This is a genomic window from Aureimonas altamirensis, assembly GCF_023702225.1.
In the GTDB taxonomy this organism is placed as follows: domain Bacteria; phylum Pseudomonadota; class Alphaproteobacteria; order Rhizobiales; family Rhizobiaceae; genus Aureimonas; species Aureimonas altamirensis_B.
Window position 1 is genome coordinate 434,204 of sequence record NZ_JAMQCO010000002.1, and the last position, 14,050, is coordinate 448,253.

14 protein-coding genes are annotated in these 14,050 nt (G+C 65.9%); 9 read left to right on the forward strand and 5 right to left on the reverse strand.

The window, feature by feature from the left end; all coding sequences use genetic code 11:
- Positions 1–3: 3 nt before the first annotated feature.
- The 5 genes from mltG to fabD form a co-directional block, all read right to left on the reverse strand.
- Positions 4–1,128, reverse strand: a complete 1,125-nt coding sequence (gene mltG, locus NDN16_RS04755) for an endolytic transglycosylase MltG (RefSeq protein ID WP_435301058.1) — start codon at positions 1,126–1,128, stop codon at positions 4–6.
- 115 nt (positions 1,129–1,243) lie between these two features.
- Positions 1,244–2,506, reverse strand: coding sequence for a beta-ketoacyl-ACP synthase II (gene fabF / locus NDN16_RS04760; protein ID WP_251112465.1), 1,263 nt, complete (start codon positions 2,504–2,506; stop codon positions 1,244–1,246).
- Between the two features lie 76 nt (positions 2,507–2,582).
- Positions 2,583–2,819 (reverse strand): acyl carrier protein, encoded by a 237-nt coding sequence (locus tag NDN16_RS04765; protein ID WP_039193436.1) that lies wholly within the window; start codon positions 2,817–2,819, stop codon positions 2,583–2,585.
- A gap of 154 nt (positions 2,820–2,973) precedes the next feature.
- On the reverse strand, positions 2,974–3,711 hold the full coding sequence (gene fabG / locus NDN16_RS04770; protein WP_251112466.1) for a 3-oxoacyl-[acyl-carrier-protein] reductase: 738 nt from the start codon (positions 3,709–3,711) through the stop codon (positions 2,974–2,976).
- Between the two features lie 2 nt (positions 3,712–3,713).
- Positions 3,714–4,658 carry an ACP S-malonyltransferase gene (gene fabD / locus NDN16_RS04775; protein WP_251112467.1) on the reverse strand — a complete coding sequence of 315 codons (945 nt, stop codon included), beginning with the start codon at positions 4,656–4,658 and terminating at the stop codon, positions 3,714–3,716.
- A 328-nt stretch (positions 4,659–4,986) separates the two neighbouring features.
- Here fabD and rpsF point away from each other — a divergent pair, with 328 nt between their 5' ends.
- From rpsF to purF, 9 genes are all read left to right on the forward strand, one after another.
- Positions 4,987–5,400: a 30S ribosomal protein S6 gene (rpsF, locus tag NDN16_RS04780; protein ID WP_251112468.1), complete on the forward strand. Its 414-nt coding sequence runs from the start codon at positions 4,987–4,989 to the stop codon at positions 5,398–5,400.
- Entirely contained in the window at positions 5,400–5,648 is a 249-nt protein-coding gene (rpsR, locus tag NDN16_RS04785; RefSeq protein WP_039193423.1) for a 30S ribosomal protein S18, read from the forward strand. Before rpsF ends, rpsR begins: the two co-directional genes overlap by 1 nt.
- A 126-nt stretch (positions 5,649–5,774) precedes the next feature.
- A complete protein-coding gene (locus tag NDN16_RS04790; protein ID WP_251112469.1) occupies positions 5,775–6,710 on the forward strand; it encodes a DUF2232 domain-containing protein in 936 nt (311 codons plus the stop codon).
- A 31-nt stretch (positions 6,711–6,741) separates the two neighbouring features.
- Positions 6,742–7,338, forward strand: a complete 597-nt coding sequence (gene rplI / locus NDN16_RS04795; RefSeq protein WP_251112470.1) for a 50S ribosomal protein L9 — start codon at positions 6,742–6,744, stop codon at positions 7,336–7,338.
- Between the two features lie 278 nt (positions 7,339–7,616).
- A complete protein-coding gene (locus NDN16_RS04800; RefSeq protein WP_251112471.1) occupies positions 7,617–9,104 on the forward strand; it encodes a replicative DNA helicase in 1,488 nt (495 codons plus the stop codon).
- A 20-nt stretch (positions 9,105–9,124) separates the two neighbouring features.
- Complete coding sequence (gene alr / locus NDN16_RS04805) at positions 9,125–10,255, forward strand: alanine racemase (RefSeq protein WP_251112472.1); 1,131 nt, start codon at positions 9,125–9,127, stop codon at positions 10,253–10,255.
- A 4-nt stretch (positions 10,256–10,259) separates the two neighbouring features.
- The gene (gene radA, locus NDN16_RS04810) at positions 10,260–11,651 is read left to right on the forward strand and encodes a DNA repair protein RadA (protein WP_251112473.1); all 1,392 of its coding nucleotides are present in this window, start codon (positions 10,260–10,262) and stop codon (positions 11,649–11,651) included.
- 63 nt (positions 11,652–11,714) lie between these two features.
- A complete protein-coding gene (locus NDN16_RS04815) occupies positions 11,715–12,326 on the forward strand; it encodes a CvpA family protein (RefSeq protein ID WP_251112474.1) in 612 nt (203 codons plus the stop codon).
- Between the two features lie 220 nt (positions 12,327–12,546).
- Entirely contained in the window at positions 12,547–14,028 is a 1,482-nt protein-coding gene (purF, locus tag NDN16_RS04820) for an amidophosphoribosyltransferase (protein WP_251112475.1), read from the forward strand.
- Positions 14,029–14,050 lie beyond the last annotated feature (22 nt).

The following is a 14,050-nucleotide window of genomic DNA, read 5'->3' on the forward strand; positions in this document are numbered from 1 at the left end:
TCCCTACTCGACCAGATCGGCGTCCGCGGCGGCGTCTTCGGCCGCAGCGCCCTGCTGGCGCATGAACTCGCGATAGCGTGCGACGTTGCGGTTGTGGTCCGCCAATGTCCGGGCAAAGGCATGGCCGCCGCTTCCGTCGGCGACGAAATACAGATCGTCCGCGTCGAGCGGATGAGCCACGGCCTCCAGGGCGGCGCGGCCGGGATTGGCGATCGGGCCCGGCGGCAAACCGTTGATCACGTAGGTGTTGTAAGGGGTGTTGCTCTGGATGTGGGAGCGGCGCAACGGCTCTCCGGACGGTTTACCCGCGCCACCCCAGATGCCGTAGATGAATGTCGGATCCGACTGCAGCCGCATGCCCTGGCGCAGGCGGTTGATGAACACGGAAGCCACGTGCGGGCGCTCCGCGTCGACGCCCGTTTCCCGCTCGACGATGGAAGCCAGGGTTACGAATTCCTCGATCGTGTCGACGGGAAGACCCTCCTGACGCCCCTCCCAAATCTCGTTGACGAGCCGCTCCTGTGCCGCCGACATCTGCGAGACGATGTCGCTGCGGCTGGCCCCGCGCGTGAACGTGTAGGTTTCGGGAAGCAGGGTGCCCTCACCCGGCATCGGCGGCAGGTTGCCGACCAGCGTGTCGTCGGCCTCGAGGCGGGCATAGATTTGCGCCACCGTCCAGCCTTCGGGGATCGTCACCGAATGCATGATGGACCGGCCCGTCTCCAGCTTTTCCATCACGCCGCGCATCGAGGTGCCCGGCGCGAATGCGTATTCGCCGGCCTTCAACTGCGATGCCGCGCCGGAGAAACGAACGCCGGCCTGGAAGATCAGCGCGTTGGAGACGACGCCGGCCGACTGGAGCGAGTCCGAGATGCTCGAAAGCCCGCCACCGCGCGGTACCATGACGACCTTCTCCTCGGTCAGCGGTCCAGCGCGCTCGAACTGGAACTTGCCCCAGTAGAACAGCGCCGCGCCGCCGATCACCGTGATGACGGCCAGGCTCAGGCAGAAATTCAGGAAGACGACGACCGCCCCGCGCGAGCGTTTGGAGCGGCCCTTCAGGCCGCGTCTGGCGTCGACAGAATCGTTCGGCGTGCCGCCCTTCGTCACATCGCTCACGGAATACAGGCCCTCGGGTCGGTGATTGCGGAGATGCGGTCGGTGCTACATCGCCAATATGGCAAAAGACGGATGACGGAAAGGCGCTACACCCGAGGGTTGCGCCACTTCCGGGTGGTCCGGCTCAGTCGGTAACGCGCTGCAGGACGAGCGTCGCGTTCGTGCCGCCGAATCCGAACGAGTTCGACAGGGCGACATCGATCTTCCGCTCGCGCTTCACATGCGGAACGAGGTCTATCCTGGTTTCGACGGCAGGCGTATCGAGGTTCAAGGTCGGGGGCGCGACATTGTCACGAATGGCCAGCGTGGCGAAGATGGCCTCGACGGCGCCGGCCGCGCCCAGCAGATGCCCGATCGACGACTTCGTCGACGACATGGACACGTTGGGCGCATGGTCGCCCAGCACGCGCTCGACGGCCGCGAGCTCGATCGTGTCGGCCATCGTGGAGGTGCCGTGCGAGTTGATGTAATCGATCGCGGACGGCTCCAGCCCGGCCCGCTTCAGCGCAGCGCGCATGCAGCGCTCTGCCCCTTCGCCGTTCTCGGAGGGTGCCGTGATGTGATACGCATCGCCGGAAAGGCCGTATCCGACCACTTCGGCGTAGATCTTGGCGCCGCGCGCCTTGGCATGCTCGTACTCTTCGAGCACCACGATCCCGGCGCCTTCGCCCATCACGAAACCGTCGCGGTCCGAATCATAGGGCCGCGACGCCTTGGTGGGTTCGTCGTTCCGGTCCGTCGAGAGTGCCTTGCAGGCCGCGAAGCCCGCCAGGGCGATGCGGCAGACGGGGGATTCGGTGCCGCCGGCAACCATGACGTCAGCATCGTCCAGGGCAATCAGCCGGGCGGCGTCGCCGATGGCGTGCGCGCCGGTCGAGCAGGCGGTGACGACGGAGTGGTTCGGGCCGCGCAGGTGGTGGCGGATCGACACATGGCCCGACGCCAGATTGATCAGGCGGCCGGGAATGAAAAACGGTGATATCCGGCGCGGGCCCTTGTCGCGCAGCGTGTAGCCGGCCTCGACGATGCCTTCCAGGCCGCCGATGCCCGAGCCAATGAGAACGCCGGTGCGGACCTGATCTTCGTCGGATTGCGGAGCCCAGTCGGCGTCCTTCAACGCCTCGTCCGCCGCCGCGACGGCATAGACGATGAAGGGGTCCACCTTGCGCTGTTCCTTGGGCTCCATCACCAGGTCGGCGTTAAAGGTGCCCTCGCTGCCGTCGCCCAGGGGAATCTGGCAGGCGATCTGGCAGGCCAGATCGTCGACTTCGAAGCTCGTGACCCGGCCTGCGCCGCTCTTGCCCGCCAGAAGACGGCTCCAGCTTTCCTCAACACCGTTGGCCAAGGGCGAAACCATGCCAAGACCGGTTATGACGACACGCCTCATCACGTACCCTTCGATACAGAATGCCGGCCCGGCGAGCGATCTGGCCCGCCGGAAGCCGATATGGATTGAAAAGAAATCAGCCCTGATTCTTTTCGATGAACTTCACGGCGTCGCCGACCGTCAGGATCGTCTCGGCGGCATCGTCCGGGATCTCGACGCCGAACTCTTCCTCGAAAGCCATGACGAGTTCGACCGTGTCCAGGCTGTCGGCGCCGAGGTCGTCGATGAAGCTGGCGTTCTCGGTCACCTTCTCCTGTTCGACGCCAAGATGTTCGACGACGATCTTCTTCACCCGTTCAGCGGTATCGCTCATATTCAATCCTCTAATGAGATGGGTTTCGCCGTTTTCGTTAGACGCCGCCGGACGGTTAATCAAGCGGCCTGACTGCGGAGTGCTGGCGTTTTGGCGTCTCCGGGCCCAAAAAGCTGGGGGCAACCGGGCCGTCGAACCGGCCCGCGCACCCATATCAGATCATGGCCATTCCGCCATTCACATGAATTGTCTGACCCGTAACATAGGCCGCTTCCTCGGAGGCAAGGAAAAGCGTCGCCGTCGCGATGTCCTCGGGCGTACCCATGCGCTTCATGGGGATGGCCCCCATGATCGCGTCCTTCTGCTTGTCGTTGAGCTTGCCGGTCATGGCGCTCTCGATGAAGCCGGGCGCAATGCAGTTCACCGTCACGTTGCGCGAGGCGATCTCCTGCGCCAGCGACTTCGAGAAACCGATCATGCCGGCCTTGGCCGCGCAATAATTGGTCTGGCCGGGATTGCCCGTCACGCCCACGATGGAGGTGATGTTGACGATGCGGCCATAGCGGCGCCGCATCATCTGGTGCGTCAGGCTGCGCGTGAGTCGAAAGGTCGCGGTCAGGTCGACTTCCAGAACGGCGTCCCAGTCCGCGTCGGACATGCGGACGAAAAGCCCGTCCCGCGTGATTCCCGCATTGTTGACGAGGATATCGACGCCTTCCATCACCGCGTCCGCGACCTCGCCCAGGCCGGTCTGCCCTTCCCGTGTGCCGAGATCGGCGGGCAGCACATGGACCCGGTCGCCGAGGTCGCCGGCCAGCTCGTCCAGCTTCTCGCGGCGGGTGCCGTGCAGGCCGACGGTCGCGCCACGCGCATGCAGAAGGCGGGCGATCGCCTCGCCGATACCGCCGCTGGCGCCCGTCACCAGTGCCTTGCGGCCAGAAAGATCGAACATCGTCACTCCCCCTGCAGCTTCGCCAGTGCCGCATCGATATCGGCCGGAGTGCCGACCGACTGCGCGGCGAGCCGCTTGTCAATTCGCTTCGCAAGGCCCGATAGCACTTTACCGGCGCCCACTTCAAACAGGGTGTCGACACCGTCCTCCGCCAGGAAGGCCATGCTCTCGCGCCAGCGCACCTGCCCGGTCACCTGCTCCACGAGCTGGCTGCGGATGCGCTCGGGGCTGGACGAAGGCGCCGCCAGCACGTTGGCGATCAGCGGCACGCGCGGCTGCGCGATCTCGACGCCGAGCAGCGCCTCGGCCATGCGGTCGGCGGCGGGCTGCATCAATGCGCTGTGGAACGGAGCCGACACCGACAGCGCGATGGCCCGGCGGGCGCCGCGGTCGGACGCCAGCGCCATGGCCCGGTCCACCGCCGCCTTGTCGCCGGAGATGACCAGTTGTCCGCCGCCATTGTCGTTGGCTACCTGCACGCTTCCCTCGCCCGACGCCTCCTGGCAGATCGCCTCCAGCGCGTCGGCTTCAAGCCCCATGATGGCGGCCATCGCCCCTCGCCCGGCCGGCACGGCGGCCTGCATCGCCTCGCCGCGGATGCGCAGCAGGCGCGCCGTCTCGCCGACGCCGATGGAGCCCGCCGCCGCAAGCGCTGAATACTCGCCGAGCGAGTGGCCGGCGACGTAGGACGCGGACGAAAGATCGAAGCCCCGCGCCTCGAGGGCGCGCATCGCTGCCAGCGACACCGCCATCAGCGCGGGCTGCGCATTGGCCGTCAGGGTCAGCGTTTCCTCCGGCCCCTCGAAGATCAGCCTGGACAGGTTCTCGCCCAGCGCCTCGTCGACCTCCTCGAAGACGGCCCGCGCCTCCGGCACGCCGTCGTAGAGTTCGCGGCCCATGCCGACGGACTGGCTGCCCTGCCCCGGAAATACCAATGCGAGTTTCATGAGGGTTATCGTCTCCGGCTTGTCTGACTGGCCCCGCCAATCGGGGCAAGCGCGCTTCAAGTCAAGCGACGCCTTGCGGAATGCATCGAAATAGCGTAAGTCGCGGCCCGTCAATGCCCGTTCGTCAGCCGGGGGCTGAACGGAAGGGGCGGCATTTGCGTGCCGCTCGGCCTTGGTGCCTGCGCTTCCCGTGTCCCCGCTCTCGACCGTCTCACTCGACGCGCCTTTCCATGTTCGGCACTTCGCGGCCGCTTTCAGGGGGAGTCGCAGAGGCTTAGCCGCTGATGCCGGGCAGCGTACGAAAGAGAAACACGGAAAGGCAATCGATATGGCGCTCTACGAGCACGTATTCCTTGCCCGCCAGGATATCAGCAGCCAGCAGGTCGACGCCCTCGTCGAGCAGTATCGCGGCGTGCTGGAAGCCAATGGCGGCAAGGTCGGCAAGGTTGAGAACTGGGGTCTGAAGACCCTGTCCTACCGCATCAAGAAGAATCGCAAGGCGTATTACACGCTCGTCAACATCGACGCCCCGGCAGCCGCCGTGGAAGAGATGGAGCGTCAGATGCGCTTCAACGAAGACATCCTGCGCTACATGACCATCCGCGTCGAGGAGCACGAAGACAGCCCCTCCGCCATGATGCAGAAGCGCGACGACCGCCCCCGCCGTGGCGACCGCGACGGTCGCGATGGCGGTGACCGTGGTGGCCGTCCCCGCCGCGAGCGCAACGAGGAGGCCGCATAATGGTCGATATCGCCCAGCTCCCGACCCGTCGCCCGTTCCATCGTCGTCGCAAGTCCGACCCGTTCGCGGCGAGCGACTCGCCGAAGATCGACTACAAGGACGTTCGCCTTCTGCAGCGCTACATCTCCGAGCGCGGCAAGATCGTTCCTTCGCGGATCACGGCCGTCTCGCAGAAGAACCAGCGCGAGCTGGCCCGCGCCATCAAGCGCGCGCGCTTCCTCGGCCTTCTGCCCTACGTCCTGAAGTAGGCATCGCGCAGCGGGGCGCTTTCGGCGCCCCGCCGCCTCGCCTCCCCGCTCGGCCGGGGCGGCGTGACCTTGAGCCGAGTTGGGGCACGTGCCCCTAACTGCGAAACGCAGGACAGCGACACCGACATGCAGAAACAAGCCCTCCTCGTATCCTTCGCCGCCGGCCTCGCCAGCGCGCTGTTGTTCGCCGGTCTCATCGCCCAGACCCAGGGCGGGGCATTCCTGACGTTTCTCGCACCGCTTCCCATCTTCATCGCCAGCCTCGGCTGGGGCTCGCGCGCCGGCTTCATTGCCGTGGTCGTTGCGGCGCTCGCCGTGATCCTGTCTAGCGGATCCATGCTCGTCAGCGTACCGCTGGTGGTTGCGATGGCCGGTCCCGCGGCCTGGATCGGGCATCTGGCCGGTCTTGCCCGCCCCGCGGGGCCGGAAGACGCGCGCACCGGCGTCCCGCCGCTGGACTGGTATCCCCTGTCGCGCATCCTGATGGGGATCTGCCTGATGGCGATCGTGGGCTGCGTGATCCTGGGCTGGATGATCGGCTTCAACGCCGAGGAGTTCGGGCCGGAGCTGGCCAACGCCTTTACCGCATCCGGCACGTTCTCCACGGAGGACGAGGCCCAGCTTCGCGAGCTGACGGCGCTTGCGGTGCGCATCATCCCATTCATCCAGCCGGCGCTGCTGGTCGCTCTCCTGACGTTCATGCTGTATCTGGCCGCCGTCATCACGCGTGCCAGCGGCCGCCTGAACCGGCCCAAAGACGACATTCCGGCACAGGCGGGCCTGCCCCGCGCCGCGCTGCCGATCTTTGCCGTGGCCTTGGCCGTCTCCTTCTTCGGCGGCGGCATCGGCACCGTAGCCGCCGTCGTGTGCGGCGCCTTCGGCATGGCCTTCACGCTGGTCGGCCTTGCCGCCATGCATCGTCGCACACGGTCCATGTCGGGCCGGGGGCTGATCCTGTTCAGCGCCTATGCCGCGATATTCCTTCTTTCCATCCCGCTTTTCGCATTCCTGATCATCGGCCTCGTCGATGTGGCGAAAGCGCGGGCCGAAGACAGACCCTGAACCCTCATTCGACACCCGAAAGGAACATACAATGGAAGTCATCCTGCTCGAGCGCATCGCGCGCCTTGGCCAGCTCGGCGAAACCGTCCGCGTCAAGGACGGCTACGCCCGCAACTATCTTCTGCCGACCGGCCGCGCCCTGCGCTCCAACGAGGCCAACCGCGCGCGCTTCGAAGCGCAGAAGGCCCAGCTGATCGCCCGCAACGAGGAGCGCAAGTCGGAAGCCCAGGCCATCGCCGAACAGCTCGACGGCAAGCGCTTCGTCATCGTCCGCTCGGCCGGCGAGACGGGCCAGCTCTACGGTTCGGTCTCGGCCCGCGATATCGCGGAGCTGATCCGCAACGAAGGCTTCTCGATCAGCCGCAACTCGGTCGAGCTGAACCAGCCGATCAAGCTTATCGGCCTGCACACGGTCGCCATTGCGCTTCATGCCGAGGTCGAGGCCAGCGTCGAGCTGAACATCGCCCGCTCGCAGGAAGAGGCCGACCGTCAGGCACGCGGTGAGACGCTCACCTCCGCCGACGCCATCTACGGCGCCGACGAAGAGGAAGAAGAAGTGCTCGAAGAGGGCGAGGAAGAGGCCGGCGAGGACGGCGAAGCCGAGGCCGAAACCGAAGATCGCGCCTGAGGCGCATTGCCCGCCCGATTCGGGAGCGCACACCCTATCCACAGGAAAGGCCGGGCTTCTGTCCGGCCTTTTCCATGTGTAAAGCATGACGTAAAGCCCCGCACTTGCGGGCCGTTCGCCCGGAACGGGACGGAAGCACCGCCATTTTTTCCACATCTGTGAAAAGAAGCTGTATTTGTCCGGTGAAGAAGGCGCACGCCTTCGGCTGGAGCAATCGTCATCCCCGACGAATGGCTTTAGTCTTCATCCGATCACGATGGTATCGAAGGGGTCCGCGCATGGCCGATGCGGCGCGCAAGCTTGAGCAGGATGGGCTTCCCTACAGGGAGGCGCCCTCGAACATCGAGGCCGAACAGGCCCTGCTGGGCGCGATCCTGGTCAACAACGACGCCTATTACATCGTCCACGACTTCCTGAAGCCGGATCATTTCTTCGAGCCGCTGCACCGCGAGATCTTCGGCAAGGCGTCCGAGATGATCCGCATGGGCAAGATCGCCAACCCGGTGACGATCAAGACCTTCCTGGCGGCCAACGACAAGGTGGGCGACATCACCGTCGCCCAGTATCTCGCGCGGCTGGCGGCGGAAGCGACCACGATCATCAACGCGGCCGATTACGGCCGCGGCATCTACGATCTCGCCCTGCGCCGGTCGCTGATCCGCATCGGCGAGGAGATGGTCAACGACGCGTTCGACGCCCCTCTCGACATGGAGCCGAAGAAGCAGATCGAGGATTCCGAGCGCAAGCTGTTCGAACTTGCGGAAACGGGCCGATACGACGGCGGCTTCCAGCCCTTCTCCGATGCGATGGCGCTGGCGATCGAGATGGCCGGCGCCGCCAAGGACAGAGATGGCGGCCTTTCCGGCATATCGACCGGCATCCGCGAGATGGACCGGCGCCTGGGCGGCCTGCAGCCCTCCGACCTCGTCATCCTGGCCGGCCGTCCGGCCATGGGCAAGACGTCGCTCGTCACCAACATCGCCTTCAACATCGCCAACGCCTACGAGCCGGCAGAGCAGGCCGACGGCTCCTTCAAGGCCAAGAATGGCGGCGTCGTCGCTTTCTTCTCCCTGGAAATGTCGGCCGAGCAGCTTGCCACCCGCATCATCTCCGAGCAGAGCGAGGTCTCCTCGTCCAAGATCCGGCGCGGCAACATCACCGATGCCGAATATGCCAAGCTGGTCGCCTGCACCGAGATGATGCAGCGCGCGCCGCTCTATATCGACCAGACCGGCGGCATCTCCATCGCCCAGCTCGCGGCGCGTGCACGGCGGCTGAAGCGCCAGCGCGGGCTGGACGTGATGGTGATCGACTATGTCCAGCTTATGCAGGGTTCCTCCAGGCGCGCCTCGGAAAACCGCGTTCAGGAAATCACCGAGATCACCACCGGGCTGAAGGCCCTGGCGAAGGAACTCGCGGTGCCGATCATCGCGCTGTCCCAGCTTTCGCGCCAGGTGGAATCGCGGGAAGACAAGCGCCCGCAGTTGGCCGACCTGCGCGAATCCGGCTCCATCGAGCAGGACGCCGACGTGGTCATGTTCGTCTATCGCGACGAATACTACCTGCAGAGCAAGGAGCCGAAAGCCGGCACCGAAGAGCATTTGAAGTGGCAGCAGGCGATGAACGAGGCGCGCGGCAAGGCCGAGGTCATCATCGCCAAGCAGCGCCACGGCCCGACGGGCACCGTGCCGCTGGCCTTCCAGGCCGAATTTACCCGGTTCTCGGATCTGGCCGAGGAGTCGCACATGCCCGAACGCTTCGAATAGCGGCGGAAGACCCAAAGACCATGTCCCTTACCGCTATGCCGCGTGCGCCCTTCGTCGAGATCGATTCCTGGGCACTGAAATCCAATTGGCGCACCCTTGCCATGCTGGCCCCCGAAGCGCGAACCGGCGCCGCGGTGAAGGCCGATGGCTACGGCCTCGGCGGCGTCATCGCATCCAAGGCGCTGTTCGGCGCGGGCTGCCGCGATTTCTTCGTGGCCTGGGCCGAAGAAGGCGCGGAGATCCGCGAAGCCATGCCCGGCAAGAACTGCCGCATCTTCGTCCTGCAGGGTCTGGATGGGCACGCGGCGCATCTATGCCGCAGCCACAGGTTGATCCCCATCCTCTCCACGCCGGACGACGTCTCGCTGTGGGCGCAGGGTGACGAGACGGATGACGATGCCCTGCCCGGCGTCGCCGGGCTGCAACTGGAAACCGGGATGCACCGGCTTGGCCTCACCGACCTGCAAAGCCGCAAGGCAGCCGAGCTTGCCGCCCAGGGCCGGCTGGACCTGGCCCTTGTCATGAGCCATCTCGCTACCGCCGACGAACCCGGTTCCGGGCTTGCCGACGAGCAGCTCGAACGCTTCCGAAAACTGGCGAACCGCTTTCCATTCGTGGCGCGCTCCCTGGCAAACTCCGCCGCCATCCTGCGCGGTCCGCAATTCCATTTCGACCTGACGCGCCCAGGCATCTGCCTCTATGGCGGCCAGGCTTCGCTGGAAGCCAGCGGCGCGCTGAGGCCCGTCGCGCGCCTCGTCGGGCATGTCCTGCAGGTGGCGGACGTCAAGCGCGGCGAGCATGTCGGCTATGGCGGGCTGGTGAAGCTCAAGCGCCCGGCCCGCGTCGCCACCGTGGGCCTCGGCTACGCCGACGGCTATCCACGGTCTGCCTCCGAAAGCAGCACCGGGGGGCAAGGCGCGCCGCCGCTGGTGCATGTCGCCGGGCATCGCGCGCCGATCGTCGGTCGCATATCGATGGACATGAGCATGGTGGACATTTCCGGCCAGCCGGAAGGGGCGGTACGGCCGGGAAGCGAGGTTGAATTCTTCGGCCCCAACATCCCGATCGACGATGTCGCCGTCCGTGCAGGCACCATCGCCTACGAGCTTCTCACCGGGATCGGATCCCGCGTGCGACGGGTCTGGATCTGAGCGGATGGCGAAGGCGAAGATCAGCTTCATCTGCCAGAACTGCGGTGCGGTCTACAATCGCTGGCAGGGCAAGTGCGATGCCTGCGGCGAGTGGAACACGATCGTCGAGGAAAACCAGGCCGGCGGCATCGGCGGCGGACCGGCAAAGGCCGGACGGCGGAAAGGCCGGGTTTCGGCGCTGTTTCCCCTGTCCGGGGAAACCGAGGAAGCGCCGCGCATCGTATCCGGCATCGCGGAACTCGACCGGGTCACCGGCGGCGGCATCGTGCGCGGCTCGGCGCTTCTGGTGGGCGGAGATCCCGGCATCGGCAAGTCCACCCTGTTGATGCAGGCCGCCGCGGCGCTGGCGCGCCGGGGCCATGGCGTGATCTATGTTTCGGGCGAGGAGGCCGTGGCACAGGTGCGGTTGCGGGCGCAGCGCCTGCATGCCGCCGATACGTCGGTGCAGCTCATGGCCGAAACCAATATCGAGGATATCCTGGCCACGCTGTCGGAAGGCGGGCGGCCCGACCTCGTCATCATCGACTCCATCCAGACCATCTGGACCGATACGGCGGACTCCGCCCCCGGCACCGTGACGCAGGTCCGCTCGGCCGCCCAGGCGCTGATCCGTTATGCCAAGTCCACCGGAACGGCCGTCATCCTGGTGGGTCATGTCACCAAGGAGGGGCAGATCGCCGGGCCCCGCGTGGTGGAGCACATGGTGGACGGCGTCCTCTATTTCGAGGGCGAGGGCGGGCATCACTACCGCATCCTGCGGACGGTGAAGAACCGCTTCGGCCCCACCGACGAGATCGGCGTCTTCGAGATGGGCGACGGCGGCCTGCGAGAGGTGTCCAACCCGTCGGAACTGTTTCTCAGAGAACGCAACGACAAGGCGCCCGGTGCGGCGGTTTTCGCCGCCATCGAGGGAACGCGTCCCGTGCTGGTGGAAATCCAGGCGCTGGTCGCGCCCTCGCCGCTCGGCACGCCGCGGCGGTCCGTGCTCGGCTGGGACCAGCCGCGCCTTGCCATGGTGCTGGCCGTGCTGGAGGCCCATTGCGGGGTGCGCCTCGGCCAGCATGACGTGTATTTGAACGTGGCCGGAGGCTATCGGATCAACGAGCCGGCCGCCGACCTGGCGGTCGCCGCGGCGCTGGTATCCTCGCTGTCGGGCAGCGCGCTGCCGGCCGATTGCGTCTATTTCGGCGAAGTGAGCCTGTCCGGTGCGGTCCGGCCCGTGGCTCATGCGGGACAGCGCGTCAAGGAAGCCGAGAAGCTGGGGTTCCGCGGCGCCGTCCTGCCGCAATCCGGGCAGGATCTCCAAGGGCCGCGCGGTTTCCGCATCGGCGAAGTATCGGCGCTTGCGGACCTCGTCGCGCGCATTGCCAGCGGGCAGGATAAAAGGAATGCTTGATTTTCGCCGCATCCGCGAGTGTAAGACACGCGTTGCAACGAGATCGCCTAGCCAAGGACCGGTATGAACATCACCCTGCTCGACGTCGCGCTCGTCGTCATCACCCTCCTTTCGGCGATCCTCGCGATGGTGCGCGGCTTCTCGCGCGAGGTGCTGTCCATCGTCAGCTGGGTGGTGGCCGCCGCCGCCGCATGGTTCTTCTTTCCGCAGCTCACCCCCTTCACCGAGCAGTACATATCGCAGCCGACCGTCGCCATGGGCGTAACGGCCTTGGGCATCTTCCTGATCACGCTGATCATCGTATCGCTGATCACCATGCATATCGCGGACTTCATCATCGACAGCCGCGTCGGCGCGGTGGACCGGATCCTCGGTTTCCTGTTCGGCGCCGCGCGCGGCGTCCTGCTGATGGTGGTGGCGGTCGTATTCCTGAACTGGCTCAACCCGGACCAGCAACATCCGCAGATCGCCGACGCGCAGTCCAAGCCCTTCCTGGACGATCTCGGCAACCAGCTCGTCGGCAGCATGGACGGGCTGGTAGACTACGTGAACCAGCGCCTCGGTCCGCCGCCTGCCTCCGAAACGGACATCGGCGGTGCGGAAGCCCCGTCCGAGCAGGCCGAGCCCGGCTCGATCGACGACGCGATCCAGGGCCAGCAACCACAGGCCGATTGATTTTCGGGCTGGTGTCAGGCACAAGGCTGCTCAAGCGGCTTCGCGGGGGCAGATCGAGGCCGAAGCCGACTGGAATTGGAGGGGTAAGCGACCCGACTGGCGCGATCGTTTTCGCGCCGGTTTCATTTTTGTTTCGCGTTTCGCGTGATCGCCCCCATATGGAGGCCAGCCACGCGGTAGAAGCGCGGTATCGGGCCTTCCGTTCGGGAACGAGTTTGACATGGGCGAAACACCTTTCGACGACATCGACGGCGATACCCTCCACGAGGAATGCGGCGTCTTCGGCATTCTCGGCCATCCCGATGCCGCCACGCTGACGGCGCTGGGCCTGCATGCCCTGCAGCATCGCGGGCAGGAAGCGGCCGGCCTCGTCTGCTTCGACGGTCGGCAGTTTCACACCGAAAAGCGCATGGGCCTCGTCGGCGACCATTACACCGACCCGGCCGTGCTGGCGCGCCTGCCCGGCCACATGGCCATTGGCCACGTGCGCTATTCCACCACGGGTGAAACGGCCTTGCGCAACGTCCAGCCGCTCTTCGCCGAACTGGAAGTCGGCGGCATCGCCATCGCCCATAACGGCAACTTCACGAACGGGCTGACGCTGCGCCGACAGTTGATCGCCGATGGCGCGATCTGCCAGTCGACCTCCGATACCGAAGTAGTTCTGCACCTCATCGCCCGTTCGCGGCAGGTCTCCTCCTCCGACCGCTTCATCGACGCGATCCGCCATGTTGAAGGCGGATACTCGATGCTTGCGCTGACGCGTACCAAGCTGATCGCCGCGCGCGATCCGATCGGCATCCGCCCGCTGGTCATGGGCGAACTCGACGGAAAGCCGATTTTCTGCTCGGAAACCTGTGCGCTCGACATCATCGGGGCACGCTACATCCGAGACGTGGAAAACGGCGAAGTCGTCATCTGCGAGATCCAGCCGGACGGCTCCATCTCGGTGGAATCCCGCAAGGCCGAAAATCCTGCGCCGGAACGCCTCTGCCTTTTCGAATATGTCTATTTCGCGCGGCCGGACTCGGTCGTCGGCGGGCGCAACGTCTACACGGCCCGCAAGCGGATGGGCGTCCATCTGGCGCAGGAAGCCCCGGTGGAGGCCGATGTCGTCGTGCCGGTGCCCGATGGCGGTACGCCGGCGGCGATCGGCTTCGCCCAGGAAAGCGGCATTCCCTTCGAGCTGGGCATCATCCGGAACCACTATGTGGGCCGCACCTTCATCGAGCCGACCCAGCAGATCCGCGCCTTCGGCGTCAAGCTGAAGCACTCCGCCAACCGGGCGATGATCGAGGGCAAGCGTGTCGTGCTGGTGGACGACTCCATCGTGCGCGGCACGACCTCGGTCAAGATCGTCCAGATGATCCGCGATGCCGGTGCGACGGAAGTGCATATCCGCGTGGCCAGCCCGATGATCTTCTACCCAGATTTCTATGGCATCGACACGCCGGACGCCGAAAAGCTGCTTGCGAACCAGCATGAATCCCTCGAAGCGATGTGCCGCTTCATCGGAGCGGACTCCCTAGCCTTCCTGTCGCTGGATGGCCTCTATCACGCGGTCGGAGGCGAGGCGCGTAACGACGCCTCCCCGCAGTTCACCGACCACTATTTCACCGGCGACTACCCCACCCGGCTGCGGGACCGCGAAGCGCCGGCCAGCAATGTTCATCATCTTGCGGTGATGGCCGGCAACGGCTGACGCTGCGCGCAACGATCTTCCA

Excerpts from the sequence above, each read along its gene's own strand:
- fabF (WP_251112465.1), bottom strand. The coding sequence starts at position 2,506 with ATGAGGCGTGTCGTCATAACCGGTCTTGGCATGGTTTCGCCCTTGGCC.
- NDN16_RS04765 (WP_039193436.1), bottom strand. The coding sequence starts at position 2,819 with ATGAGCGATACCGCTGAACGGGTGAAGAAGATCGTCGTCGAACATCTT.
- fabG (WP_251112466.1), bottom strand. The coding sequence starts at position 3,711 with ATGTTCGATCTTTCTGGCCGCAAGGCACTGGTGACGGGCGCCAGCGGC.
- fabD (WP_251112467.1), bottom strand. The coding sequence starts at position 4,658 with ATGAAACTCGCATTGGTATTTCCGGGGCAGGGCAGCCAGTCCGTCGGC.
- rpsF (WP_251112468.1), top strand. The coding sequence starts at position 4,987 with ATGGCGCTCTACGAGCACGTATTCCTTGCCCGCCAGGATATCAGCAGC.
- rpsR (WP_039193423.1), top strand. The coding sequence starts at position 5,400 with ATGGTCGATATCGCCCAGCTCCCGACCCGTCGCCCGTTCCATCGTCGT.
- NDN16_RS04790 (WP_251112469.1), top strand. The coding sequence starts at position 5,775 with ATGCAGAAACAAGCCCTCCTCGTATCCTTCGCCGCCGGCCTCGCCAGC.
- rplI (WP_251112470.1), top strand. The coding sequence starts at position 6,742 with ATGGAAGTCATCCTGCTCGAGCGCATCGCGCGCCTTGGCCAGCTCGGC.
- NDN16_RS04800 (WP_251112471.1), top strand. The coding sequence starts at position 7,617 with ATGGCCGATGCGGCGCGCAAGCTTGAGCAGGATGGGCTTCCCTACAGG.
- alr (WP_251112472.1), top strand. The coding sequence starts at position 9,125 with ATGTCCCTTACCGCTATGCCGCGTGCGCCCTTCGTCGAGATCGATTCC.
- radA (WP_251112473.1), top strand. The coding sequence starts at position 10,260 with ATGGCGAAGGCGAAGATCAGCTTCATCTGCCAGAACTGCGGTGCGGTC.
- NDN16_RS04815 (WP_251112474.1), top strand. The coding sequence starts at position 11,715 with ATGAACATCACCCTGCTCGACGTCGCGCTCGTCGTCATCACCCTCCTT.
- purF (WP_251112475.1), top strand. The coding sequence starts at position 12,547 with ATGGGCGAAACACCTTTCGACGACATCGACGGCGATACCCTCCACGAG.